Origin of the sequence: Pandoraea iniqua (genome assembly GCF_902459685.1) — a bacterium.
GTDB classification, from domain to species: domain Bacteria; phylum Pseudomonadota; class Gammaproteobacteria; order Burkholderiales; family Burkholderiaceae; genus Pandoraea; species Pandoraea iniqua.
On the sequence record NZ_CABPSF010000002.1, the window covers coordinates 1193735 to 1219117 of the forward strand.

Genomic DNA, 25383 nt, shown 5'->3' on the forward strand with positions numbered 1-25383 from the left:
CGAAGTTGACCGGCACGTGAGGATCGATCCGCCGAACTGGCGGGTGCGGCTTGGTTCTGACTATTCGGCCCATTCGGCCTATTCAGCCTGCACAGTTTGCGGTGGCATCGGTTCGCCGGCGGCGTCGAGCATGGCGTCGGGCATGTCTTGCCACTGCCCGTCGATCAGCCCTTGCAGGGGGCGGAAGTTGGCCTTGTAGACCATCTTGCGGCTGGCCTGAATCCAGTAGCCGAGATAGACGTGCGGCAGCCCGAGCGCCCGCGCCTGTTCGATCTGCCAGAGGATGTTGTACGTGCCGTACGAAGCGCCTTCCACATCGGGATCGAAGAACGTGTACACCGACGACAGGCCATCGCTGAGGATGTCGACCATGCTGATCATGCGCAGGGTGCCCGCGCCCTGACGGCCGGGCGGTTCGCGAAACTCGACCAGACGCGAATTGACGCGGCTTTGCAGCAGAAACTGCTCGTACTGCTCGCGGCTGTCGTGATCCATCCCGCCGCCGGCGTGACGTCGGGACTGGTAGCGCATGTAAAGCTGGTAATGCTCTTCGGTGTAATGCAAGCCCGAGACATTGACCGCGAGGCTGGCATGACGGCGCCAGATGCGGCGTTGGGTGCGGTTCGGCCCGAAGCGGTCGATGGGCACGCGCACCGGCACGCATGCGCGGCAGCCGTCGCAATAGGGGCGGTAGGTGAACACGCCGCTGCGACGAAAACCGGAGCGGACGAGTTCGCTGTAGACATCGGAGTTGATCAGATGACTCGGCGTGGCAACTTGCGAGCGGGCCGTGTGGTGATCGAGATAGCTACAGGGATAGGGAGCTGTTGCGTAGAACTGGAGGGCAGACAGCGGGGAGAGCGGCAGTTCGTTCGGATGGGTCACTGCAAAACCTCGTGAGCCTTATCTGCTGCGTTACCGTAGGCCAGGCCGGTGAGGATCTGCTTGTCGAGATGCCAGACCGGCGCGGGGGCCGCGACCGCCTTTTGCACGTGGGTCAGAAACGCGTGGCGGGAGATCTCGCCGCCGCCGAGTGACGCCAAGTGGGCGGTACTTTGCTGGCAGTCTATCACCTCTATTGCGTGTGTGCGTGCAAAGGAGACGAGCGCGGCCAGCGCAATTTTGGAGGCGTCGGTGCGTTTGGCGAACATCGATTCGCCGTAGAACATGCGCCCGAGCGCGACGCCGTAGAGGCCCCCGACGCGCTCGCCCTGATACCAAGTCTCCACGCTGTGCGCGAGGCCGGCGTCATGCAAGGCGCGGTAGGCGGCTACGATCGCCGGGGTGATCCAAGTGCCGTCCTGACCCCGGCGCGGCGCTTCGGCGCAGGCACGCATGACGGCGGGAAAATCGGCATCGAGACGAATTTCCCAAGCGTCGTCGCGCAGTACGCGGCGCAGGAGCTTGCGGAAGTTATGGCTGACGACGAAGTTCTCGGGGCGCAGCACCATGCGCGGGTCGGGGCTCCACCACAAGACAGGCTGGCCCTGCGAATACCACGGGAAGATACCTTGGCGATACGCGGCAAGCAGCCGTTGCGGTGAGAGGTCGAGTCCGGCGGCGAGCAGGCCGGGCGCTTCGCTGGCAGCGGAAAGCGCATTATCGGCCGGAGGAAAAGGATCGTTAGCTTCGAGCCAGACAACCATGTCGGGGCGGCGGCGCGGTGCGGTGAGCGCAGCGAGCGCTCAGCCGCGCAACATCGGCGTGAGGATGTCCTCAGTGTGCGCCGTGTTGACGGGCAGACTGGGCACCGGGACGCCGGGCACGCCCGCGTCGGCGTTCGCTTCCATGTGGATGCCGAAGGCGCCGGCGCGGCGATCTTCAAAGAAGAAACGCAACGTCTTGGCGACGGTCGGGAATGCGATGTCGTCCCACGGAATCTCGTCTTCGGAGAACAGGGCGACTTCGAGGCTCTCTTCACCGGCGGCAAATTGCGGTTCGCGCATCTGCGCCAGATAGAAGATGTGAACTTGATTGACGTGCGGGACGTTGAGCAGCGAGAAGAGGGCGCCGACGTCGACGATGGCACCCGCTTCTTCGAGTGTCTCGCGGGCGGCGGCCTGCGATGTCGTCTCACCCATTTCCATGAAACCGGCGGGCAGGGTCCAGTAACCCAGCCGCGGCTCGATCGCGCGCTTGCAGAGCAAGACCTGATCGCCCCATACCGGCACGGTGCCGAGCACGTTGCGGGGGTTCTGATAGTGGATCGTGCCGCAATTCACGCAGACGTGGCGCTCACGGTTGTCACCGGGCGGAATGCGCAACTCGACCGGATGGCCGCAGGCAGAACAGAATTGGATGGGAGGGCGTCGGTTCATGGTTGCTGCGAGTGTATCATCGGCGGCGCACGCTGTGCGGCAACGCACGCGGGGTTGCGGGATAACCCCTTCTATATAGAAAGCGCGGACATGATGCAGTGCGACAACGAGGTCGCGACTGGCCGCAGGAAAAATAATCCGACGTTATTGTTGCACTGCGATGATGATTGCCATATAATCTATTTCTTCAGACGCGGGGTGGAGCAGTCTGGCAGCTCGTCGGGCTCATAACCCGAAGGTCACAGGTTCAAATCCTGTCCCCGCAACCAAATTGAAAAGCCTGATTTCCAAAAGAAATCAGGCTTTTTGCGTTTTGCTCTAGCAGTGCACATTCAACGTAACCGATCTCTTATCCGGGAATCTCGATGTCTGGCATTTTCACCCCTGGCGAAACCGAATTCGACGCGATCACCGAGTTGTGGGAAGCGTCCGTGCGCGCGACGCACGATTTCCTGAGCGATGCGGACATTGCTTGGCTGCGTCCGCGCATTCGCGAAGACTATCTGGGCGCGGTAACGCTGCGCGTGTTCCGCGACGATGCCGGTGTCATCCGTGGCTTTCTCGGTACGGCCGAGGGCAACGTGGAAATGTTGTTCATCGCGCCCGAAGCGCGCAGGCAGGGTATCGGCGCGGCGCTGCTGGCTTATGCCGTGCGCGAACTCGACTGCACGATGGTCGACGTCAATGAACAGAACCCGCAGGCGCAGGCGTTCTACCGGCGCGAGGGCTTCGAAGTGATCGGGCGCTCCGAGCTGGACGGGCAGGGCCGTCCGTTCCCGTTATTGCATATGCGTCTCGCTACCGCGAAGACGGCAGCAGGCGCTGTTTGATCTTTGCGCCGAACACGTTGACGGCAAGCCCGGCCATGACAAGGACCGCGCCGGCGATTTGCGGCGTTGTGAGTTGTTCGTCCAGCAGCAGGGCTGCTGAGGCGAGACCGATGATCGGTACGAGCAGCGAGAACGGGGCGACCTGACTGGCCGGGTAGCGTGTCATCAGCCGGCCCCAGAGGCTGTAGCCGACGAGCGTCGCGATAAACGCCAGATAGGCGATCGCGAAGATCGATGCGCCCGAGATGTGTGAGAGCGACGCGGTGATCTGCGCCGGCCCTTCGAACCAGTAAGACAGCAGCGCAAACGGAATCGGCGGGATCAGGCTGGCCCACACCACGAGCCCGACCAGATCGACTTGGCCGATCTTCTTCGTCACGATGTTGCCGGTGGCCCAGCTGAGCGACGCGCAGAGCGTGAGCACAAAGCCGAGCAGCGTCATGGCGCCGCCGCCTTGTGCGCCGATGATGGCCAGCCCGGCGGCGGCAATCAGCAGGCCGACGACGTTTTGTGCCCGAAACCGTTCACCCAGACAGGCGACGGCAAGCCCCAGCGTGAAGAAGGCCTGCGCCTGAAGCACGAGCGAGGCGAGCCCGGCCGGCATGCCGACGTACATCGCGGTGAACAAGAGGGCGAACTGGCCAAACGAGATGGTGACGCCGTAGGCAATCAGCCAGCGCCAAGGCACCGCCGGGCGCTTGACGAAAAAGATGGCGGGAAACGCGGCGAGCAGGAAGCGGAGCGCGCCAAGCAACATGGGCGGCACGCCGTGCAGCCCGACTTTGATGACCACGAAGTTCACGCCCCAGGCAAGGACCACGATCAGTGCCTGCAACAGATCCTTCGGGGCCATGGGGGCGTCTCCTTGTGTGTGTTCTTGTGACATCGGGAAGGCGAAAGTGTACTCCCCGAGCGTCGACGTTGTCGTCAGGAAACGAATCGATCGAGTTGTGATGTGTCCTTCGCGAAGGGCTCGGTGCGGAGTCCGCGGGCGGGTTGTGCCCGGGTTGCGCCCGCCTGCGAGGCCGATACGCATGACGTATACTTCGTGTTTTGTATCGTAAAAGACGTCGTTTGACGGGGTGCCACGACATTGGCATTCCCCCGGGACAGATCAGAACAGATCAAGACGTAACAGGAAATACCGAGGAATTTGCATGAACTTGCCTGCCCGCCGCGTCAGCGTGGCGCCGATGATGGATTGGACCGATTCGAATTGTCGGGTTTTCCATCGCCAGCTTTCGCGTCACACGTGGCTGTATACCGAGATGGTGACGACCGGTGCGTTGTTGCACGGTGACGTCGCGCGTCATCTGGACTTCGATGCGGTCGAGCATCCGGTGGCGTTGCAACTCGGCGGCAGCGAGCCGCAGGATCTCGCGCGTGCGGCGAAGCTGGGTGAGCAGTGGGGTTACGACGAAATCAATCTGAACTGCGGGTGTCCCTCGGAGCGCGTGCAGCGCGGCGCGTTCGGAGCGTGCCTGATGGCCGAGCCTGAACTGGTCGCCGACTGCGTGAAGGCGATGCGCGACGTGGTGCAAGTGCCGGTGACGGTCAAGCATCGCATCGGTATCGATGATGTCGAGTCGTTTTCGTTCGTTGAAGATTTTGTCGGCAAGATCGCCGAGGCAGGTTGCAGCACGTTCATCGTTCATGCGCGCAATGCCATTCTCAAGGGGCTGAGCCCGAAAGAGAATCGCGAGATTCCGCCGCTCAAGTACGACTATGCGTATCGTCTCAAGCAGGCATTTCCGCAGCTCGAGATTCTGATCAACGGTGGCGTGAAGACGCTCGACGAGGTGGCGCTGCATCTTCAGCACGTCGATGGTGTGATGCTGGGCCGTGAGGCGTATCACAACCCCTATGTGCTGGCGGAAGTCGACGCACGTTTCTACGACGATCCCGCGCCGGTGAAGTCACGCGAGGCCGTTGAGGATGCATTGATCGAATACGCGGCGGCGCAAGTGGCGAAGGGGCACTATCTGGGCGCGATCACGCGTCACGCACTGGGCTTGTATCGTGGCGTGCCGGGCGCACGCGGATGGCGCCGGGTGCTCTCCGACCCGAAGCGCCTGAAGGCGGGCATCGGTGCGTTCGAAGAGGCGCGTGCGCAACTGCGCGCGGGGGCGCTGGCCGAGCGCGACAGCCGTGATGCACGCGAAGCACGTGATGCAGGTGACGTGCAGAACGTGTCGTCATTGATGTCGGCATAAAGCCTAAGAGGCAGAAGCGCGGCGGGTCATTGCCGCGCGAGATCGACGTGTCGCGCATCGATCGCGCGTGTGGGCCAAGAAATATTTAAAAGAAGTGAAGAAAGTGCTTGGCAACGCGATAATAACGTCGCTATAATCTTGTTTCTGTTCAGCAAGCAAGTCATGTTGTTGATCACGGCGGTGGCCGTAGCTCAGTTGGTAGAGTCCTGGATTGTGATTCCAGTCGTCGTGGGTTCGAGTCCCATCGGTCACCCCAAAATCCCCTTCGCGGTATTTTGCCGCCACCCGTAGTTTCTCCATCGTTCGTCTGTAGTCCCTCCCATTTTTATTCCCGTTATTTCGCGTCTCTCGTGCCGTCGGCTGCGTGCGACCGGCGATGTCTGACGACGTCGACCAGCAACGTTATCGCGGTGGCGAACAGCACACCCGCCATGATCACGAGGCCCAACACGGCGAGCTGCGGTGGCCCCGACGGGCTTTGCGGCGTTGTAGGCCCGGCAGAGAAGCGCGGCGCATCGACACTCTGGGCGCTGATGCGTTGTATCGGCTGCATGAGCTTGTTGTGCACTTCGCGAGTCATGTCATCGGCCAACTCACCATCGTCGAAGAACGCGTTGAGCGAGTCGAGATAGACCTTCAGCAACTGATGGCCCGTGAGTGTGGGCTTGACCTTCGCATTGAACGCTTCGTAGAAACGCAGCGCGATCGCATTTTGTGCGGCGCGCCGCTTGAGGCGCTGGGCGTCCGCTTTGTTCGTTGCCATGTCGGATTCGATGCCGATCATCTGCGACATCGGCGATAGAAAACGTGCCGAGGCCGCGGCGTCCGTGCTTAACAGTTGCCCCTGATCCATCTCATCCGAATCGGGGTAGCGCTCGGCGGTCTCACGGGAACGCGCGAGCAGGTCGGTCATCTCATCGCGCCGCACACTGTTCTCGATGCGCTTGTTATCTAGCGTTTGTTTGTCTTCGAGCGCCTGCATATTCGCGCGTCGCACATCGCCCGCGAGGGTCTGACTGAGCATGGTGTCAGTGAGAAACCCGGCGAACAATTGCAATCGGGCGGCGGCGTCACTGCCGGATAGGTGGCTCGACATTGTGAGTTCGAGGCCCACCGACGTCAGATTCTCGTTGTCGTTCAGTTTGACAAAGGGGAGGTCGTTCTTGCCATAAGGCATGACTAACGACACATGCTCGCTGAGAAATGGCTCGTCGAGCGCTTCCATCAGGAATTGCCCTGCTGGCGTATTGAGTGCGTTATTCGCGCTTAAGTACTGCTTTAGCAGTGCGTCGTCGGAAAAGGCTGGATTCTCGGCTTTGTACTGAACCAGATGTTGCTTGACGATCAATAGACCATGGCTCTCGAAGCGGTAGAGCATGGCGCTCGTCAGCACATACAGCGCAACCGAAAGGGTAGTGACCAACAGCAGCCAGAGTGCTCGGTTCCGCTTGATGTTTTCAAGAACGATGATGCCGGTGGACGTCTCGGGGGCTTTTTTATTATGTCCTGCCAATTTCACCATCGTAGATTCCGGAAGCCGATGCAAAAATGAGATGTCGATCTGCGAAAGGCGCCAAGGATATCAGAGCAAAATGACGGTAATACGGTCGCCGATGTGACACGCGCATAAAAAAAGCCGCTCGGGAGGGAGCGGCTTTTTTTTGCCTTACGGTGTTCAGGCACTACGCGCTTCGTGAGTCAGCTCTCGGGGTATCTCCGAAATCGCCGGCGGGAGCGTGACCGGCGACGTGTTTCCCTGTTGGCGATGCTTGCCGAGTGCGAAAAAATCGAAGGCCAGCGTGGCGATGGTTGCCAACAACGTGGCGAGTGCGCCAGCGGCGAGCAAAAGCACCAGTGGCGCCGGGCCTTGCATTCGTGATGGAACCGTGGGGCCCGAGGTAAAGCGCGGTGCATCCAGGCCTTGCGAACGCATGGATTGAACCATCAGCAATTGCGTGTTGTAGACCTCGCGCCGAACGTCGTCGGTCGGGCTGGTGTCACCGAAATAGTGCCCGATGGCAGCGACAAAGTCGCCAAGCAACTGCTCGCCGGTCGGGTCCTTCGGGAGCTTCGCGAACAGACCTTCATAAAACTGAAGTGCGACGGTGTTCTGCGTTTGCTGGCGTTTCAGGCGATCGAGCGACGTCTTGACGGCGGCGATGTCGGACTCCAGGCCGATCATTTGGGCCATCGGGGACAGGAAGCGTCCCGCGTCTCCCGTCGTCGTCAGCAACTGACGATCGTTCAGGCGCGACGATTCCGGGTAACGGGCGGCGATCTGGCGCGTGGCGTCCAAACGGCTCGTCAGCTCGCGCAGGTTAAGGTTGGCTTCGATCAACTGATTGTCGATGACCTGCTGCTGGCTTCGCGCGGCCACCAGCTTGTTGCGCAATTCCGATGTCAACGTTTGCTTGAGCATGGCATCGACGACAAATCCCGCCAGCAGTCGCATACGCGCAGCGGCCTGTTCGCCGGAAGTGCGGCTCTGCAACTTGAGGTCGAGGCCGGTGGAGATCAGTGCCGACCGGTCTTTGTCGCCGACGTAGCGCGCATCCTCCTTGCCGTACGGCATGGTCAGGATGAGATGCTTGGTGACGAACGCATTGCTCACCGAATGCAGCAGGAACTGGCCCTCGGGGGTCTCGAGCTTATCCTTGCTGGCGAGGTAGCGTCGCAGCAACGCGCCATCGTAGAACGCCGGCCGTTGCGCGTTGTAGAGCGAAACGTCTCTGCGCAGCAGCACAAATCCGTTGCTCTCGTATTTGTAGGTAATCGCGTGGACGCCTAAATAGATGACCGCTGCGAGCACCACTGCCAAGGGCAGGAAAATCTTCCACCGAGCTACGAGTCGATACACCCAATTCGGGATAAACGGCTCTTCGGCCTCCCCATTGTGAAATTTCGCATTCATTTTAGAATCTCTTGACTTCGCAAGAATTTTTCTTGGTCGATTCGCACCTTAACAGATTAGGGAAATCGAGTAAATGTGGAGGCCTAAGTAAAAATTCAGGCGGCGGCTTCACGAAATATCCATGATTCCCGACCGTCGATGCATAGAATTGTTGCGGTTTTGTGACGCATGCCTCATGCGTCGTGGCGGCATGAAGATAGAGTGACGACATTCTTGATCTAGATCTAACTCCCGTCCTGCAAGGCTTCGCCGCCAGCGTTGCGCCGACGCATAATGAATTTGTCATGTTTTCATGACCCTGTCTTCCCGGGATAGTCATGGTGCCCCGTGCGTTCCGGTTTTCTCAGCCCGCCTCTCTCAGGCGGGTTTTTTTATGCTGCCAGTTTTGACAGGGGAAAAATACGAACGCGATCCTAAAGTGATAGCATTTTTTGTCCGAATTTAACGATTGGGCAGTATCCGAGAAATGGAGAGGTGCGATGGGCGCGACGTTGCACGGCGGCATTGGACTGGTCGACGATGACCGGTCGGTGCGCTTTTACCTCAATGTGGACGGCACGGTCTGGACCTGCCTGATCGAGCGCGCCGCGCTGAATCGACTCGCTGGCCGTGACGCGGCCGGGGAAGCGCTCTTCGATCAATTCGTGGATCACGAAGACGCCATCGTCGCGCTGGCGGTCGCTGCAATTTCAGACGGTGCTCAATCCGAACCCGTCATCCTGCGCGCCACCGGCTAATCGGTACGCACCCGCCGCGACGTCATACGATGTCACGACATTTCACGCCACTTCACGCCACCTTATGCACCGGAGTCCGTCATGAGCTATGCCTCGCATGAGCAGATGTACGAATATCGCGCCGGCTATGAAATTCGCGTCAAGGCGTTTCAAAACGAGTACGCCGGCCCTTGGGACTATCTGGTGCAAGTCTCCCGCCATGGGAAGCCGGAAGGGCCGGAAGTGCGCTCGCCCGATGGGCATCGGGACAATCGTGTCGACGCCGAAATGGCCGGTCGCAAAGCAGGCGAGCGCATTGTCGATGAGTTGCTCGGCGACGGTGACGACTGAGTCGAAACTGGCGCACACCTTCACGAACCTTCGCGAAAGTTCATGAATCTTCAGGCGCCGGCAGCGGCCCAACGCCCCTCGTCTTGCCGCACCGCGAGGTGATCTTCTGCGAGCTTTTCCAGATGCGCGCGCAACGAGCGCCGCGCTACTGCGTGACGCACTGCCGGCACATCGTCGTACACGATCGGTGTGAGCGTCTCGATCGTCGCCGGTCCGTGCCGACGAAGGGCGTCGAGTACGCGAGCTTCCCGCTGAAGACGATGGGCGATCAGCCGTGCAATACGCTGTGCGGGTTGATCCATGACGAAGCCATGCCCCGGTGCGAGCCATTCGGGCGCGAGCGCAGCCAATTTTTTCAACGAATGCAGATACGTCGCCATGTGCCCGTCAGGTGGGTTGATAACGACCGTCGAGCCCTGCATGACGTGATCGCCCGTGAAGACAATTTTCGCTTCGTCGAGCGCGTAGCAGAGATGATTGGCCGCGTGTCCCGGGGTATGAATAGCACGCAAAATACGGCCATCGGGTAACCCCACGGCATCGCCATCTTTCAGCACGATATCCGGCACAAACGTCAGATCCTGACCTTCCTCGTGTTGCGCAGGCATCCCGTATGTCGTGGCCCCCGTGCGCGCAGCAAGGGTACGGGCGGCCGGCGAGTGATCGCGGTGGGTATGGGTGACGAAAATCTGCCGGATACCGCCCGGCGCTGCCCGCAAAATCGCGTCGATATGCGACGGATCGTCAGGCCCCGGATCGATCACCGCCCACGCGTTGGCCGGGCCGCCGCCAATGAGATAGGTGTTCGTGCCCGGGCCCGTCATCATGCCCGGATTGGGCGCGCTCACGCGCAGCACGCCGGGCATGAGTGTGACTACGCGTCCCGGCACGATGTCGTAGCTGCCCGTGCCTTGTTCGTGCGGATCGGTCAGCGACAATTCGGCCCATGCCGGCTCGTCGGGGGTCACGGGCCAGCGGCCGCGCTTGCCGTCTGCCAGCCGAGGCTGAATGCGCGGCACGTCGGTAAGCGCCTGCGCGGCGGCGACCGCGGTGTCGACATCGCCCATACGTTCGAGCCATTGCAGAAGCTTGCGTGTCGGCGGCAACAAGCGCAGTTGCTCGGCGTGGGCGAAGGCATAGGCAGGGCGCATCCAGCGGTGTGCTGCCGTTTCCACCTGATCGACTTCGGCCTGTTGCCCGTCGGGCAGCACCGCGAGAAAGAAGCGGGTGTCGAATCGTTTCGGAAGCGCGAGCGGCGTCACCCAGTGGCTCAGGTAATGCAGCCGGTTCGGCGCCAGTCGTATGTCGAACGTTCGGCACAGCGAGGTCAGGTCCGTCGCCGCGTCATGAAGCGCTTCACGATGCGCGCGAATGGCCGTCAGGCGGGTGATGTCGATCGGCGTGCCGATAGGTTCTGCGACACGGTCTTCGGCGTGGCTCGCCACATGGCTTCCCGCATGGCTTCCCGCATCGCCGCTCACAACGTCCGCAAACAAAACACCCGTCTCTTCGAAGCATTCCCGAATCGCGGCGATGTAGTAGTCGAGTCCCCCCTCGGGCAAATGCAGGCGATCGCTCGCGGCCGCATCGTCGAGCCCGTAGCACGCGGCATGCGCGTGCCGGTCGGCGGCATCCACGACCCCGCCGGGGAAAACATAGGCGTCGGAACTGAAATCGTTGGCGCGCACGGCGCGGCGCAGCAGCAGGACTTCCATGCCACTCGGTCGCGCGCGAAGCACGACGAGACTCGCTGCTTGACGCAGGGAAGGGGCAGACGGGCGCGAACGGGACGAATCGAACGAACCAGACGAATCTGAGGTGGCGGACATGGCGCTGCCGGCGCATAAGCCAAGCGAAGTCGCGAAGTCCTTAGTGTGCCATTGGAAGCGTCGACGCACCTGAGCCGGTGCGTCTCGTTTGTCTCATTTCGCGGGGAACCGTGGACACATGGCGAGCAGGTGGCAACATCACGCGGCGTCGTTGGCCGCATGCGTGGACACCGTTGCCGGTGCGGATGACGCCGCGCTCGCCGCGCCGTGTGCACGCGCCGCGACCGCTTGCAGCCACTTCATCGTGGTCTCGGGTTGTGTGACGGGGAGCATATGTCCGCCGTCGATCAACGTCAGTCGCGCCGCGGCATAGCCGCGCGGCAGCCCCTCGCCATGCACGCGGTAATCGAGAATCCGGTCGCTGCGGCCGTACAGCACGTCGACGGGGACGCTCAGCGCGCCATAGCGTGCGCTGATACCCGGCATGTCGCGCTCGGCGGCGAGCATATCAACCGATGCCGCGTAGAAGTTGCCCGGGCGGAAGCCCAGTGCGCCGCCACCGCGGATCAGAAAGTCTTTCGGGGCATCTTCAGGGCCGAACACATAGGTGAGCGTCGTGCGCCCGGTCATCATGCCGACGGGCACGGCCAGCGTGCGTCCGATCCAGCGGCGCAACCATGCGCTGCGCACCGCCAGTGCGCGAAATGCCTTGGGCGGTTGGGACACCGGCTGCGTGAGCGGCGCGATCAACGCCAGTGCGCCGACCTGCGCGCCGTGGTTGAGGGCCAGCGTCAGCGCGACGGCACCGCCGAGCGAGTGGCCGACGACGAGCGGGTGCTCGAGTCCCAGAGTCGCGATGAGTCTGGCGACGACCGCCGCCTGCGCCGCGAGATTGCCATCGCTTTCCGGTGACCGTGTCGAGTATCCGGCGCCCGGCCGGTCGATCAGGATCACGCGATGTGTGAGGGCCATTTCGGCAAGGGGCAGGTACGCGAAGTTACGTAGCTGACCACACAGACCATGCACGAACACAACTGCCGGTCCGTTGCCGAAATCGACGTAGTGCAGACGTTCGCCGTCAATGTCGAGAAACTGACCGTCCGGTGGCACGGCGGCCTCGGCGCGCTTGGCGACGCGTTGGGTGAAGCGCACGAGCACCAACACGATCACGGCGAAGGCGATCACGAGACAACCGAGCAAGTAGGCAATGAGCATGATGTCGGGCAGTGAGTTGAATGCGGTCATGAGGCCGTGCCGCGAAAGGGAAGTTCACGCATGTCGATGGGAGCGACTTTGAGAATGCCGTCGACGCAGCGCGTCCATCGCGACGAACGCGCCTGAGCGTCTAACACGCCTAACCGGCCTAACGCGACGCCGCTTTCATGCCACTCAGCGCGTCAGCCACTTGCGGGGTATCGACCTCACGTGTGGCGCGTCGCTCGAAGCGCATGGCACCGTCGTCGACACGACCCCAGCGCATCAGGCGCACATCGCGAAAGTAGCTCTGATAGAACACCCACGGTTTGCGGCCGCCTTGCTTCGGCAACTCGCCGGCGGCGCGCTGAATGTAGCCGGAAGTGAGCCCGATGGCGGGCAATTCGGCATGCTCGTGCGGGCGTAGCCGGGGCACGCACGTGTCGTAGCCATGCTGGTTCATGTGATTGACGAGACGGCAGACGTACTGCGCGATCAACTCCGCTTTCAACGTCCACGACGCATTCGTGTAACCGAAGATCGACGCCAGATTGGGCACGCCGCTGTACATCATGCCCTTGTAGGAGACGGTGTCGGCCAACGTCACCGGCTCGCCATCGACCAACAATTTCGCGCCACCCATCAGTTGCACGCGCAGTCCGGTCGCCGTCACGACAATATCGGCATCGAGCGTTTTGCCGCTCTTGAGGACGAGCCCCGTCGGCGTGAACGACGCGATTTCGTCGGTCACGATGGAGGCACGGCCGCTGCGCAACGCCTTGAAGATGTCGCCGCCCGGCGCGAGGCAGAGCCGCTGATCCCACGGGTTGTAACGCGGCGAGAGATCGCGCGCGACGTCCACGTGTCCCTGCGCCTGCCGCGCCGCACGCTTGATCAACACGCGTCGTATGGCGTTTGGCCAGCGGCGCGCCGCGTTGTAGAAGCCGAGCGTCACCAACATGTTTTTCATGCGCACGATGCGGTGGGCCAAGCCGGCGGGCAGCAGCGCACGCAATCGTTCGGCCGCGCCGTCGCGTGACGGCATCGACAGGATGTAGCTCGGCGAGCGTTGCAGCATCGTGACGTGGGCGGCGCTCGGTGCCATGTTCGGCAGCAATGTCACCGCCGTGGCGCCGCTGCCGATGATGACCACGCGCTTGTCGCGGTAGTCGAGATTCGCCGGCCAGTGTTGCGGGTGAACCAGCTTGCCGGTGAAGTCATTCATGCCGGGCCACGCGGGTGAGTGACCGGCGTCGTACGCGTAGTAGCCGCTGCACATGAAGAGAAAGCGGCAGGTCAGTTGCTGTGTCTCTTGTCGGCCATCGGGGTAGGTGCGCTCGATGTCGAGCGTCCAGCGCGCGATGGACGAATCCCATCGCGCTTCACGCAACTTATGACCGTAACGAATCAGGCCGTCGAGCCCTTCGGCATGCGCGGTGTCCTTGAGATAGTCGAGAATCTTGCCGCCCTCGGCGATGGCCTGATCGCTGTTCCACGGCCGGAAGCTGAAGCCGAGCGTGAACATGTCGGAGTCGGAGCGTACGCCGGGATAGCGGAACAGGTCCCACGTGCCGCCCAGCGACTGCCGGGCCTCGAGCATGGCGAAGCGCGTGCCGGGGCAGCGCTCACGCAGGTAGTGGGCTGCCGAGATGCCCGAGATGCCCGCGCCGACGACGATCACGTCGAGATCGGTGGCCACACTGGCAATGTCGGTCGGGGCGTGCGAAGTGTTGGATGGACTCGATGGGTTCGATTCGTTCGATGTGTTGGGTACGGAAGCAGTACGGGTAGCGGTCATGGCAGATTCCGTCGGGTGCTGTTTTATAGCTTCGCTCATTCGTATCGGGCGGCGTCGGCTGCCGTGGCACGGGGCTTGCGCGCGACGGCCGTGCGCCGGTAGAACCAAACGACCAACGCCTGATAGCTCGCACCGAGCAGACGCGCCAGCTTGTCGACGCGGCGTGCATCGGCGCCCACGAGCACGCGTCTGGCGTTGTGCGAGACCCCCGCGAGAATCTGCCGGGCGGCCGCATCGGCACTCGTCACGTCGATCAATTTGTTGGCGCGACGGCGGTGCGTCTGTGCATCCATGCCGGTGAGCGTCGTGATGCTGTCGTCGATGCGCGAGGTGTGCACGATATTTGTCGCTACGCCGCCCGGGTGAACGCAGGTCGCGGTCACGGGCGAGCCTGCCAGATCGAGTTCCATGCGCAACGCTTCGGTGAAGCCGCGCACCGCAAACTTGCTGGCGTTGTAGGCCGACTGCGTGGGCATGGCGACGATGCCGAACAGGCTCGACGTGTTCACGACGTGACCTTCGCCCGAGGCCGTGAGGTAGGGCAGGAATGCCTGCGTGCCGTGCACGACACCCCAGAAGTTGATGTTCATCAGCCACTCGATATCGTCGAGCTGCGCCGTCGCGACGGGCACCGACAACGAGACCCCGGCGTTGTTGAAGATGAAATTGACCTTGCCGTGCATCTCGGCCGTTTCGCTGGCCCACGCGAACACGGCGTCGCGGTCGGACACGTCCAGCCGCCGGGCGGTAACGTGCACGCCAAAGTCACGGCAGGCCGCCGCGGTGAACGCGACGCTGGCGTCGTCGATGTCGGATAACGCGAGATGCGCCCCTCGGCGCGCCAGTTCCAAGGCGAGCGAGCGACCCATGCCGGAGCCCGCACCGGTGATGGCCGCCACCTTGTCGGTGAACGTCTTCATGCCAATGTCTCCTATCAATGGATACGGATCTTGTCCGGTGACTTCAAAACGACGCCAAATTTCGTCGTTTGTCACTCGTCATTTGTCACTCGCATCGCGTTGCGTATAATTTGGTGATGCGTGTCACCACTTTAGTTTTCAGCGTTCGTGATGTCAAATAGCGAAATGGAACAAGGACTCGAATCGGACAACAAAGACGTCGCACCCTCGCGGGCGCCGTCCGGCCGGCGTTACGGCGGCGTGGGGCAGGCCCAGCGGGAAGCGGCGCGACGCATGGCGCTCATCGACGCCGGCACGGCGGTTTTCGGCTCAGTGGGATTCCGGCGCGCGACGGTGCGCTCGGTGTGCGGTCTCGCGAAGCTCAACGACCGTTACTTCTATGCCGCTTTCGAGAGCATGGAGCATCTGCTGCGGGCGACGTACGCGCATCATGCGCAGACGCTTCTCGGCCAGTTGCAGGCGGCCGTTGCCACCAGCGCACCGACGCTCGATGCGCGACTGGACGCCGGCTTGCACGCGTTTTTCACCTTCTTGCGCGACGGCCACGCCGCGCGCGTGCTGCTGCTCGAGGTGATGGGCGTGAGCCCCGAGACCGATTCGACCTATCAGCGCTATCTCTTCGAATTCGCCCGCCTGATCATCGGCATGGCCGACGCGCCGCTGCCGGACACCGAGGATGCGGCCGCCGACGCCCGCATCGTCGGGCTGGCACTTGTCGGTGCAATGACCAACGCCGGCACGGCATGGGTGCTCACCGGATATCAGGACACGGAAGCCCGCATGGTCGCCTGTTGCCGCCGCGTGCTGCGGGGGGCGCTGGCCTAGGCGTCCGGTTCGCGGTGGCGCCGGACGCCTGATGACTGACGCTTGCCGTCCGGCTTCTCACTCCTTGCTTCTAGCTTCGGTATGGCGGCGCTCGCTACAATACGTCTTTCGCGTTTGGCGCGCCCGCGCGCGACAACGCATCCCTTTTCCTCACTCTCCAAGGGTCGCAAATGACCACTATCGGAACCCCGCTGTCGCCGAGCGCGACCAAGGTCATGTTGTTGGGCGCTGGCGAACTCGGCCGCGAAGTCCTGATCGCGTTGCAGCGGCTCGGCGTCGAGACGATTGCCGTCGACCGTTATGAAAACGCCCCGGGGCAGCAGGTTGCGCATCATGCCCGCACGATTGCGATGACCGACCCGGAACAGCTCAAGGCGCTCATCCTTGCCGAAAAGCCGGACCTCGTCGTGCCGGAAATCGAAGCCATCGCCACGCCGATGCTCGAAGCGCTCGAAGCCGACGGCATCGTCCACGTCGTGCCCACGGCGCGCGCCGCGCGTCTGACGATGGACCGCGAAGGCATTCGCCGTCTGGCGGCCGAAACGCTCGGCCTGCCGACCAGCCCCTACAAGTTCTGCGATTCGCTCGAACAGTTGCAGGCAGCCATCGACGGCGGCATCGGCTATCCGTGCGTGGTCAAGCCGGTGATGAGCAGCTCGGGCAAGGGGCAAAGCAAGATCGACGGCCCCGGCGACGTGAAGGCCGCGTGGGACTACGCCATGGCCGGTGGCCGCGTGAGTCACGGGCGCATCATCGTCGAAGGTTTCATCGACTTCGATTACGAGATCACGCTGCTCACCGTGCGTGCACGGGGCGCTGACGGACAGGTCGAAACCCACTTCTGTGCGCCGATCGGGCACAAGCAGGTGAGCGGCGACTACGTCGAGAGCTGGCAACCGCACCCGATGCCGGTGAACGCGCTGGAGCGCGCCCGCCTGATCGCGCGCGAAGTGACGCAGAATTTGGGCGGGCAGGGACTCTTCGGTGTCGAACTGTTCGTCAAGGGCGACGAAGTGTGGTTCAGCGAAGTGAGCCCGCGTCCGCACGACACTGGAATGGTGACGATGATCACGCAATGGCAGAACGAATTCGAGCTGCATGCGCGCGCGATTCTCGGCCTGCCGGTCAACACCACGCTGAAGACGCCCGGTGCCAGTGCTGTGATCTATGGCGGCGTGGACGCGGCAGGAATCGTGTTCGACGGCGTGGATCAGGCGCTGCAAGTGCCGCAGACCGACATCCGTCTGTTCGGCAAGCCGGAGAGCTTCGTGAAGCGCCGTATGGGCGTTGCACTGGCGTACGACGACGACCTCGACGTCGCACGCCGCAACGCGCTGGAAGCGGCCAGCCGCGTGAAGCCGCGCGCCGTCTGAAGGCGGCTGACGGCGACCTCACCGGCCACACCCGCTAGGCCATCTGCGCCCGGCCGTGAGGCGCATCGAAATCCTGCAACGGTCCGACCGGTACGATGCCGATCGGATTGATTGTCCGATGGCTCTCGTAGTAGTGACGTTTGATGTGATCGAAGTTGACGGTCGCCGCAACGCCGGGCAACTGATAGATGTCGCGCGTATAGGCCGACAGATTCGGATAGTCCGCAATGCGGCGCACGTTGCACTTGAAGTGCCCCACGTAGACGGCGTCAAAGCGGATGAGCGTGGTGAACAGGCGTATGTCCGCTTCGGTCATGCGCCCACCCGTCAGAAAGCGGCGGCTGGCGAGCCGCTGCTCCAGCATGTCGAGCGTCTCGAACAGCGGCGCGACAGCCTCCTCGTAGGCCGCCTGCGTCGTCGCAAACCCTGCCTTGTAGACGCCGTTGTTCACCGTGTCGTAGATACGCGCGTTGAGCGTGTCGATTTCCTCGCGTAACGCTGCGGGATAGTAGTCACCCGCGGTGGCGCCCAGCCCGTCGAAGGCGCTGTTGAACATGCGCAGGATTTCCGACGACTCGTTGTTCACGATGGTGTGGGTGACGGTGTCCCACAACAAGGGCACGGTCACGCGGCCGGAGAAGTGAGCGTCTGCCGCGAGATACACGTCGCGCAGAAAGGCGGCGTGGTTGACCGGATCGCCCGTGACCCCCGAGCCCGGCGCGAAGGTCCAGCCGTTGTCCAGCATCAGCCAGTTCACCACGGCAACGGGAATCATGGCTTCCAGCCCCTTCATCGCCCGCATGATGAGCGTGCGATGCGCCCACGGGCACGCATAGCTCACGTACAGCACATAGCGCTGCGGCGCGGCGGCAAAGCCGGTCGTTGCTTCGCTGTCCGGCGCCGGTGCGCCATCGGCGGTGATCCAGTGGCGGAAGGAGGTGGGGCGGCGCTCGAAGCGTCCGCCCGTGGCGCGCGTGTCATACCAGTCGGTGTGCCACTTGCCGTCTACCAATAAGCCCATTTCATACCTCCAGCGTGGGGGAGTTCTCAGCATAGCTGCCGGATCTGCCGCCCAACGAAAAAACCCCGCCAGAGCGGGGTTTTCAGTTCGGGCAGACGGTTAGGTTCTGCCCGAGGCGCGTCGATCGGGTTAGCGATCGCTTAGCCGAACATCAATCACTTAGACGGGATTGATGTTGCTGGCTTGACGGCCCTTCGGTCCCATCTTCACTTCGAAGGTGACCTTTTGGTTTTCTTGCAGGGACTTGAAGCCCTTTGCTTGGATTTCCGAGAAGTGCGCGAAGAGATCTTCACCACCTTCGTCCGGCGTAATGAATCCGAAACCCTTGGCGTCGTTAAACCACTTGACGGTACCAGTTGCCATTTCTTAAATCCTTAAAGTTTTCAAATGAGCGAGCGAGAAGCTCAGTGAGCGCATGACATTAAAGCTGATCAGGTACAACCGAGGTGACGCATAGGGCGACATTAGATGAACACAAGACTCGCCATACAACGTTCATGCACCCGTTTTTTTACGGGAAAGGTGGGAAGGTGTCAAGCGGGGAAACTTTTAGATTGTTGATCTACGCCAGTCTCAGGCCATTTTTCGTTGCAGTGCGACATGTGCATGGAGCAACCGGACGACCGGTCCGTCCACGTATTGCACTTCACGGTGGTTTGCGTCTGTTGGCATCTGTTAAGCCGGCTGCCATAGATAGCGCAATGCAGGAACTTCAATGCCGGGTGAGACGGCTATGGGGTGAACCGGGCCGGCTGCGCCGCCCAGTTGTTCGTAAAACCGGCGCGCCCGCGTGTTCTGCGCTAACACCCAGAGATAAAGCGGCGCGGTCGGATCGAGCGCGTTTGACCACGCTCTGACGCGCCCGAAAAGTGCCTGCCCGATGCCTTGTCCCTGCCATGGCGCGGCCACGTGGAGGTTGTCGACCAGAATGCCGTCGGCACCCGACAAGGCGCAGATGAAGCCCGCGAGCGGGCCGCCGTCCAGATCGGGGCAGGCTTTCCAGATGCGCAACGCGGGGTCGTCGGCACGCGTCAGCCGCTCGCGCCAGAGCGACGCATGTTCGCGCGCCAGATGGGCGAGGAGCGGACCGTCGGGGAGTGCGTGGGAATAAGTGGCCTGCCAGCTATGCGCGTGAAGTGCCGCAATGGCATCCACGTCTGATTGCGTGGCACACAAAATACGCGTCGCCGTCATGCCGTATTTCCCGTGCGCCGAGAGTCGGGGCAGGCAAAACAAGAATTAGCTTTGCAGCAAAAAAACGAAGCGAAATACATCGGCTGTCGCGCCGGCGCAACGCGTGCGAGCGTGCGCCGCAATGTCATGGACATGTCACCACCCTATGCAGCCTCACGAAAATGAGAGGGTGGCGTCCGGGGTCCGTGGCGTCACCGCCTGATGACTATAACGCGGCGACTTTGTGTTTGCGCAGGCTGGCCGTCTTGCCTTGGTTTTTACGATGCGGCTTTGCCGCGGCGGTGGCATGCGTTGCCTTCACCTTGGCGGACTTCGCATGCGACGTCTTCATCGCCTTGGCTTTGGTGACCTTAGTGGCTTTGGTTGCCTTGGTGGTTTTTGTCGCTTTCTTTACTTTCGTGACCTTTGCCGGCTTGGCTGCTTTCGCGTTCTTCGCTGGCTTGGCCGATTTGTGGGTGTGATGGCGGGTGGCAGCGTCGGCGTTCTGTGCCGGGAGGGTGACGACGAGCGCCGCAAAGGCAGCGAACGTGATGGCGGCGAGCGCCTTGCGCGAAGCGCGCAGGTAGGACGTGAACAACGATGTCTCCGTGGGGATAGCAAAAGTTAAGACGGGGCGGCTCGGCCGGCTGTCATTCGCGGCGATGCGGCGTGATGCGACGTGATGCCGGTCTGTTGTGCACCGGACGACGACCGGATTCCGGGGATGTGTAAAACCGTTGGCGCACACGAGCGGGCGCGATTGTAGTGCCGCTAAAAAGCGTTGTCGAGATGGCCGGGCGGCCGTCCGTCATGGGGTGAAGGCACCGTATCTCGTCTCTCACGAGAAATTTGTGCGCTGCCACATAGGGGACTCGCGGGGTAGGTATTTTCCCTAGGGGTGTGGAAAACCGCGCCACGACTTAATTTGCGGGCGTCAAAATTCATACCTGACGCCCTCAAATTTCACAGGTGAGTGCCGTTATAGGGCTCAATGCCCGGCACAATGCCGACATCAAATCCGGGCAATCACGCTACGCGGCCGCGAAGTGCCGCGCGTCTTTCGAGACCACAAGTGGCAACCAACCAGGCACCAACGCCCGATGCTTTGCAAGCGCTGCTGGCGACTGTGCAGCGCAATGAGCGTTCGCTAAAACGTTTTCAGGACATTGAACTGGCCCTGATGGGGGCTCCCGACTTCGGGCAGTTTCTGGAGGTGGTGCTCAACCGGTTGCGTCACGACTTCGATCTCTCCGGGGTTCACGTGATGCTCGCCGAGATCGACGACACCTTGCGTGACCTCATCGATACCGCCGAAGGCGTGCGTGCGCTCGACACCGGCTTGGGCATCGCGCAGGATGCCGGCACGTTCGCGGCGATCTGCGGCGACGGACGCCTCTGGATCGGCGCACCGCGCGAGCGCCACGCACCGCTCTTCGGCGCGCGTGCCCCGGCGAGTGCCGTGGTCATCCCGTTGTCGCGCAACGGCCGCTACATCGGCGTGATTGCACTGGGCAGCCGCGATGCGAAGCGCTTCGCGCCCGACATGGCCACCGATTTCCTCGAACGGTTCGGCGCGGTCGTTGCGGTCTGTCTCGAGAATATGTGGAATCGCGAGCGGCTCAAGCGCATCGGACTCACCGATCCGCTGACCGGTTTGTCGAATCGCCGCTACTTCGATCAGCGCCTGCGCGAAGAGGTGATTCGCGGCGTGCGTTACGGCGCACCGCTGGCGTGTCTGCTGATCGACATCGATCACTTCAAGCGGGTGAACGACAGCCACGGCCATGCGACCGGTGACCGCGCATTGCGTGCGGCGAGCGCGTGCATGCGCGCGCAACTGCGCGTGACGGACACCTTGGCGCGCTACGGCGGCGAAGAGTTTGCGGCGCTGCTGGTGCAGACCGAACAGAATTGGGCGGGGACGGTGGCCGAGCGCGTTCGCCGCGCGGTGGCTCGCCTTGAAGTGCCCGACGACGACGGCGCGCTGGTGCCGCTCACGATTTCGATTGGGCTGGCGAGCATCGATCCGCGCGACAGTGCCGATCCGGAAGCCTTGCCGATGCGCCTGCTCGGTGCCGCCGACGCGGCACTCTATGCCGCCAAGCGCGCCGGACGTGACCGCGTCATGGTCGCGGCACCGGCCACGCTGCGCTGAGCACCGGACGGATCGATGCGATTGACGCAATCGACGCTCAGCGCACGCTGAACCAGCCGATCAGCAGCGACACCGTGACGACCGACAACACCGTCGAGATCAGAATGGCGCGCGATGCGACGGCGGCTTCGCGTCCGTAGAGTTGCGCCAGCATGAACGGCCCGGTGCCGATCGGCAGCGCCGAGAGCAGCAGGGCACTGTGCGCCCAGATGGCCGGCAGATCGAACACCCGGAACGCCAGAAACGCCGTAATGGCCGGCTGAAAGATCAGCTTGAGTCCGACCAGACGTCCGACGGCGCGTGCCGTGCGGGGCTCGCGCGCGGCGCCCGAATTCTGGGCGAGGAACATGCCGATGGCCACCAACGCACAGGGGCTCGCGGCTCCGCCGAGCAGCGTCGTGAAGTGAAGCACCGGCGCGGGCAGGGCGATACCCGCCGCGGCAAACGCCATGCCGGCAAACGGCGACACCACCAGCGGATTCCGAATCAGCGCGCGAGCGACGAAGGCGCTCGTGCGGCGCCACGACGGCGTGGTTTGCAGATCGGTTTCGATAATGGCAATCGAGATGGCAAACAGCACGGTCGCGGTCAGCAGCATGGCGACCACGACCGCGGGCACGCTGGCCGGGCCGAATGCGACCAGACACAGCGGCAGGCCCATGAACCCGGCGTTCGGATAGGCGGCGCCCATGCCTTCGATACTGGCGTCGGTCAAACGGCCCCGGACCGTGCGATCGAGCAGGAACGACAACGCGAACGTCGCCGCCATGCCGCCACCGAAGGCGCCCAGAAAGCCCGGATTGATCAACTCCGCCCATGTGATCTGCGCCATCGACTGGAACAGCACGGCGGGCAACGCCAGATAGACGACGAAGCGATTCAGGGCGTCGAGTGCCGACGGCCCCAGCCACGCGCGGCGGGCGCAGAGAAAGCCCACGAAAATCAACCCGAAGACGGGCAGTGCTGCGGAGATGACGGCTTGCATGATCAGTGCTCCGCCGCGAGACGGATCAGCCACTCGCGCCGGGCGTTGCCGCCGTCGGCTTCGGTGTGTTCGCGGGCGGCCGCCTCGGCACCGGCCGGGTCGCCGGCGGCGATACGCGCGACGATTTCTCCGTGCTCGTGCCAGACGACTTCCTGCTTCGGCAGGGCACCGAGCGTCGCCGCCATCGCGCGCATGATGTGCGGCCATTGCGGTGCGACCGTCTGTGCGATCAACGGGTTGCCCGAGGCGTCGTGCAGCGCCGTGTGAAATGCCACCTCAACACGCACTTGCCGGGCGACCGGCGCGCCGTGTGTCAGGGCCATGCCGGCGTCCACCGCATCGCGCAACCGGCGCAATTCGTCCTCGCCTAACGTGCCTTCGGCCATGCGCCCGGCCGCCAGCCGGGCCGCCAGACCGTCCAGTGCCGTGCGCACCTGATAAAGCTGACGCAAATGGGCTGCGTCGATGGGCGCGACCTCCAACCCCTGGCGCCCGCTGTCGCAAACCAGTCCGTCGCGTTTGAGCAGTTGCAACGCATGACTCACGGGCTGGCGCGACACCCCCAGCGAATCGGCCAGTTCCGCCTGACGGATACGCTCACCGGGCGGCAGCGTGAGATCGGCGATGGCATCGCGCAGGCGCGAATACACCTGATCGATCAGGACGGGGCTGCTCGCCAGCGGGGCGAGGGCGCCCTGCGCGTCCGTGAGGGGCGGCGTGTTGGACATGAGGAAGGGCGGGGCCGACTTGGCGTCGACGCTCTCGTGATATCTGGAATTCCGAATTCTACGCCGATGAACGGATCTTGAGTGACGGGAATCGTGGGGTGTTCAAAAATTCGGAAAGTCGACCTCGGAACCGCGCGGATGCCAGTAGCGTGGGAAGGCGCGGATTACTTGCTCTGATCGAGCTCGGGCGGGGCGACGGAGGTCGCGTGCGATGGCGTTTGCAGCAGTGCCTGCACGGTTGTGCGGGTGCGTTGCAGGCGGCGGGCGAGGGCCCAGGCGTCGGCCTCGCGCTCGAACAGGCCGACGATCAGATGGGCTTCGCCGGCGAAGCCATCGGAAAACAGCCCGATATTCTTCGCGATCATCTCGCTCGCCCGTTCCACCGAGACGGTGTACTGGCGCGGCGAACGGTACTGATTGATGACGACGGCAAAGGCGTGGGAGAACGCGTCAGACATGCGAGAGCCTCCTTCGGAGCCCGTGCGCGACATTCGGCAAGCGTTGCCGATCGTCCACGCAGAAGCACGCACACAACGTTGTGCTTCCGGTGATTGTAGGCGATGTGTGTGTCCCTGTCGGGGCAAAGCGCCGGGCGAGCTGCCGGTATTTGCACCGCTGGACAAGCGTCAAGAATGCGCGGCAAAAAGGCGGCAAAAAAAATGCCGCCGAGCGGGTCGGCGGCGCAACAGAGAGGGGTGACAGCGCAACCGGAGTTGCCAGACACAGCGTAGTTGCCGGGAATGACAAAGCGATGACCGCTGCGGTCATCACTGCCGGATGACTATCCGATTCGAAGGCGGTGACACGTCTCCCGGCAGCGTCGCGCGCTGCCGTCACGCTGTCGTCACGCAGTCGGCAATAGCGCCCGCCGATCCCTGTCAGGCGTCAGACCGTATCGGTCTACACGAGTACCGGTAGCGCCTGCACGACAAGCAGCCCGACGAGGGCGCCGACCACGGCACCCACGGCGCGCAGGCTGTAGCGCGTCGCTCGGGTGGTGACCGGGATGCCGCCGACAAGCAGGGCACCGGCAACCGCCATGGGCAGGAACAGCGTCAGGTCGTAAAGATTGAAGTGGAATACGGGCATCGTTCTTGTCTCCTCGCCTGAAAGCCATTCCACTATAGGACGGCTGGCAAGGATGCCCAAATTTGGTGCGTCGCAGCATGTTGCTGCGACGAGACTGGCTTTTGCGAAGGTACCGCTCAGTCGTCCTGACGCACCGCGTGCATCTTGCGGCGGGCGCTCCAGAGCGCCATGTCTTTGCGGGTGGGGGCACGTTCGTTGACGTTGATGCCGACCGGGCGCGAATGCACGGCGGAAATCGGTGCGTCGCCGGGCTCGCTGCGCGCCTGAACCATCATCACGAGCGTAAATAGCGAGGCGGCAAGCGCCAGCAGGATCAGCTTCATAAGGCCCCCGGGTGAAACATGAATTGCATCTGGTCGGTGTTATCGATCGCTCGGATCGTCTATGGCGCGCGGCATGGGCCGCTCACGCACTTGCGATCTTCTTGCGATCTCTGGATCTGGCACGGCTTACGGCGAGACGGCTTCTGTTGCCACTGACGGTCTTGACTGCTTTTCTGGCCGGGGGCTCGGTGCTTGTCCTGCAATTCGCGATGCGAGGCGCATCTTAGCGGCCGATTATGACAACATTCCTGCCGGATAAGAAAGCACTTATCGCTCTAATCGTTCGTTGCAGCGGCAGAACAACGAACACCGGCGAACACTGAGCCCTTTAGCGTATAGCGACGCGTGTCGCCAAAAGTTTAGAAATCGTGACAACTTTTTAGCGTCACGGGCCGGCAGCCCCGAAAAACAAGGGGCTGCCGGCCCGAATCTGCGCCCAAACACGGGTGAGCGCAGGGGAGCGCAGGTGAGTGAAGCGACTCAGGGCTGCCGTGACGCGTCATCGTGAGACCCCAGCGGGGCACCGCGCCGGGCGCGCTCCGGCAGTGCCACGGCGGCGAGCGAGGCCAACGCCGCACCCGCCTGAGCGATCTCGTGCATCACGTCGGGCGACGTGCCGAGCGAGACGGCCAGTCCGGTCAGGCCCGCCCATGTCGACGGTTCGAGCAGCCGTGCAATGAGAAAACCCATG

At 62.8% G+C, this 25383-nt stretch carries 27 protein-coding genes and 2 tRNA genes; 9 read left to right on the forward strand and 20 right to left on the reverse strand.

Annotated features, from left to right (window positions below):
* Positions 1-78 precede the first annotated feature (78 nt).
* Genes PIN31009_RS11095 through PIN31009_RS11105 form a run of 3 tightly spaced genes read right to left on the reverse strand, consistent with a single transcriptional unit; the run spans position 79 to position 2300 of the window.
* The gene (locus tag PIN31009_RS11095) at positions 79-885 is read right to left on the reverse strand and encodes an arginyltransferase (protein ID WP_150790204.1); all 807 of its coding nucleotides are present in this window, start codon (positions 883-885) and stop codon (positions 79-81) included.
* Complete coding sequence (aat, locus tag PIN31009_RS11100; protein ID WP_150790205.1) at positions 882-1646, reverse strand: leucyl/phenylalanyl-tRNA--protein transferase; 765 nt, start codon at positions 1644-1646, stop codon at positions 882-884. Before aat ends, PIN31009_RS11095 begins: the two co-directional genes overlap by 4 nt.
* A 39-nt stretch (positions 1647-1685) precedes the next feature.
* On the reverse strand, positions 1686-2300 hold the full coding sequence (locus PIN31009_RS11105) for an NUDIX hydrolase (RefSeq protein ID WP_246185619.1): 615 nt from the start codon (positions 2298-2300) through the stop codon (positions 1686-1688).
* Between the two features lie 210 nt (positions 2301-2510).
* Between PIN31009_RS11105 and PIN31009_RS11110 the strand changes: the two genes are divergently transcribed.
* A tRNA-Met gene (locus tag PIN31009_RS11110) sits at positions 2511-2587 on the forward strand.
* A 96-nt stretch (positions 2588-2683) separates the two neighbouring features.
* Complete coding sequence (locus PIN31009_RS11115) at positions 2684-3148, forward strand: GNAT family N-acetyltransferase (protein WP_150790206.1); 465 nt, start codon at positions 2684-2686, stop codon at positions 3146-3148.
* Here the strand turns inward: PIN31009_RS11115 and PIN31009_RS11120 are convergent.
* Positions 3117-4001, reverse strand: a complete 885-nt coding sequence (locus tag PIN31009_RS11120) for an EamA family transporter (RefSeq protein ID WP_150790207.1) — start codon at positions 3999-4001, stop codon at positions 3117-3119. The genes PIN31009_RS11115 and PIN31009_RS11120 overlap by 32 nt on opposite strands.
* A 304-nt stretch (positions 4002-4305) precedes the next feature.
* On the opposite strand from PIN31009_RS11120, the gene dusA reads away from it, so the two are divergent.
* Both dusA and PIN31009_RS11130 read left to right on the forward strand, forming a co-directional pair.
* Positions 4306-5361, forward strand: a complete 1056-nt coding sequence (gene dusA / locus PIN31009_RS11125) for a tRNA dihydrouridine(20/20a) synthase DusA (protein WP_246185602.1) — start codon at positions 4306-4308, stop codon at positions 5359-5361.
* A 180-nt stretch (positions 5362-5541) separates the two neighbouring features.
* Positions 5542-5617, forward strand: a tRNA-His gene (locus tag PIN31009_RS11130).
* 78 nt (positions 5618-5695) lie between these two features.
* Here the strand turns inward: PIN31009_RS11130 and PIN31009_RS11135 are convergent.
* Together PIN31009_RS11135 and PIN31009_RS11140 are read right to left on the reverse strand one after the other, a co-directional pair.
* On the reverse strand, positions 5696-6883 hold the full coding sequence (locus PIN31009_RS11135; protein WP_150790208.1) for a hypothetical protein: 1188 nt from the start codon (positions 6881-6883) through the stop codon (positions 5696-5698).
* Between the two features lie 153 nt (positions 6884-7036).
* A complete protein-coding gene (locus tag PIN31009_RS11140; RefSeq protein ID WP_150790209.1) occupies positions 7037-8272 on the reverse strand; it encodes a hypothetical protein in 1236 nt (411 codons plus the stop codon).
* Between the two features lie 479 nt (positions 8273-8751).
* Here PIN31009_RS11140 and PIN31009_RS11145 point away from each other — a divergent pair, with 479 nt between their 5' ends.
* Complete coding sequence (locus PIN31009_RS11145; protein ID WP_150790210.1) at positions 8752-9009, forward strand: DUF1488 family protein; 258 nt, start codon at positions 8752-8754, stop codon at positions 9007-9009.
* 81 nt (positions 9010-9090) lie between these two features.
* Positions 9091-9339 (forward strand): hypothetical protein, encoded by a 249-nt coding sequence (locus PIN31009_RS11150; protein WP_150684185.1) that lies wholly within the window; start codon positions 9091-9093, stop codon positions 9337-9339.
* Between the two features lie 50 nt (positions 9340-9389).
* On the opposite strand, the gene PIN31009_RS11155 is transcribed toward PIN31009_RS11150, so the two are convergent.
* The 4 genes from PIN31009_RS11155 to PIN31009_RS11170 form a co-directional block, all read right to left on the reverse strand.
* Positions 9390-11054 carry an MBL fold metallo-hydrolase gene (locus PIN31009_RS11155; protein ID WP_246185603.1) on the reverse strand — a complete coding sequence of 555 codons (1665 nt, stop codon included), beginning with the start codon at positions 11052-11054 and terminating at the stop codon, positions 9390-9392.
* A 252-nt stretch (positions 11055-11306) separates the two neighbouring features.
* Positions 11307-12353, reverse strand: a complete 1047-nt coding sequence (locus tag PIN31009_RS11160) for an alpha/beta fold hydrolase (RefSeq protein ID WP_246185604.1) — start codon at positions 12351-12353, stop codon at positions 11307-11309.
* Between the two features lie 118 nt (positions 12354-12471).
* Positions 12472-14100, reverse strand: coding sequence for a flavin-containing monooxygenase (locus PIN31009_RS11165; protein ID WP_150790212.1), 1629 nt, complete (start codon positions 14098-14100; stop codon positions 12472-12474).
* A 35-nt stretch (positions 14101-14135) separates the two neighbouring features.
* Entirely contained in the window at positions 14136-15020 is an 885-nt protein-coding gene (locus PIN31009_RS11170) for an SDR family NAD(P)-dependent oxidoreductase (RefSeq protein ID WP_150790213.1), read from the reverse strand.
* Positions 15021-15170: 150 nt separating this feature from the next.
* On the opposite strand from PIN31009_RS11170, the gene PIN31009_RS11175 reads away from it, so the two are divergent.
* Positions 15171-15845 (forward strand): TetR/AcrR family transcriptional regulator, encoded by a 675-nt coding sequence (locus tag PIN31009_RS11175; RefSeq protein WP_150790214.1) that lies wholly within the window; start codon positions 15171-15173, stop codon positions 15843-15845.
* Between the two features lie 170 nt (positions 15846-16015).
* Positions 16016-17218 carry a formate-dependent phosphoribosylglycinamide formyltransferase gene (gene purT, locus PIN31009_RS11180; protein ID WP_150684190.1) on the forward strand — a complete coding sequence of 401 codons (1203 nt, stop codon included), beginning with the start codon at positions 16016-16018 and terminating at the stop codon, positions 17216-17218.
* 34 nt (positions 17219-17252) lie between these two features.
* On the opposite strand, the gene PIN31009_RS11185 is transcribed toward purT, so the two are convergent.
* From PIN31009_RS11185 to PIN31009_RS11200, 4 genes are all read right to left on the reverse strand, one after another.
* On the reverse strand, positions 17253-18239 hold the full coding sequence (locus tag PIN31009_RS11185) for a glutathione S-transferase family protein (RefSeq protein WP_150790215.1): 987 nt from the start codon (positions 18237-18239) through the stop codon (positions 17253-17255).
* 159 nt (positions 18240-18398) lie between these two features.
* Complete coding sequence (locus tag PIN31009_RS11190; protein ID WP_058379209.1) at positions 18399-18602, reverse strand: cold-shock protein; 204 nt, start codon at positions 18600-18602, stop codon at positions 18399-18401.
* Positions 18603-18914: 312 nt separating this feature from the next.
* On the reverse strand, positions 18915-19433 hold the full coding sequence (locus tag PIN31009_RS11195) for a GNAT family N-acetyltransferase (RefSeq protein WP_150790216.1): 519 nt from the start codon (positions 19431-19433) through the stop codon (positions 18915-18917).
* 205 nt (positions 19434-19638) lie between these two features.
* On the reverse strand, positions 19639-20010 hold the full coding sequence (locus PIN31009_RS11200; protein WP_150790217.1) for a hypothetical protein: 372 nt from the start codon (positions 20008-20010) through the stop codon (positions 19639-19641).
* Between the two features lie 474 nt (positions 20011-20484).
* Between PIN31009_RS11200 and PIN31009_RS11205 the strand changes: the two genes are divergently transcribed.
* Positions 20485-21567 carry a GGDEF domain-containing protein gene (locus tag PIN31009_RS11205; RefSeq protein WP_246185605.1) on the forward strand — a complete coding sequence of 361 codons (1083 nt, stop codon included), beginning with the start codon at positions 20485-20487 and terminating at the stop codon, positions 21565-21567.
* Between the two features lie 37 nt (positions 21568-21604).
* Here the strand turns inward: PIN31009_RS11205 and PIN31009_RS11210 are convergent, their stop codons facing one another.
* The 6 genes from PIN31009_RS11210 to PIN31009_RS11235 form a co-directional block, all read right to left on the reverse strand.
* Positions 21605-22552, reverse strand: a complete 948-nt coding sequence (locus PIN31009_RS11210; RefSeq protein ID WP_150790219.1) for an AEC family transporter — start codon at positions 22550-22552, stop codon at positions 21605-21607.
* Between the two features lie 2 nt (positions 22553-22554).
* The gene (locus PIN31009_RS11215) at positions 22555-23280 is read right to left on the reverse strand and encodes a GntR family transcriptional regulator (protein WP_150684196.1); all 726 of its coding nucleotides are present in this window, start codon (positions 23278-23280) and stop codon (positions 22555-22557) included.
* A gap of 164 nt (positions 23281-23444) precedes the next feature.
* Positions 23445-23738 (reverse strand): hypothetical protein, encoded by a 294-nt coding sequence (locus tag PIN31009_RS11220; protein ID WP_150684197.1) that lies wholly within the window; start codon positions 23736-23738, stop codon positions 23445-23447.
* 442 nt (positions 23739-24180) lie between these two features.
* The gene (locus tag PIN31009_RS11225; protein ID WP_058379202.1) at positions 24181-24369 is read right to left on the reverse strand and encodes a hypothetical protein; all 189 of its coding nucleotides are present in this window, start codon (positions 24367-24369) and stop codon (positions 24181-24183) included.
* Positions 24370-24485: 116 nt separating this feature from the next.
* Positions 24486-24692: a hypothetical protein gene (locus PIN31009_RS11230; protein WP_150684198.1), complete on the reverse strand. Its 207-nt coding sequence runs from the start codon at positions 24690-24692 to the stop codon at positions 24486-24488.
* A gap of 480 nt (positions 24693-25172) precedes the next feature.
* The gene (locus tag PIN31009_RS11235; protein WP_150790220.1) at positions 25173-25382 is read right to left on the reverse strand and encodes a hypothetical protein; all 210 of its coding nucleotides are present in this window, start codon (positions 25380-25382) and stop codon (positions 25173-25175) included.
* Position 25383 lies beyond the last annotated feature (1 nt).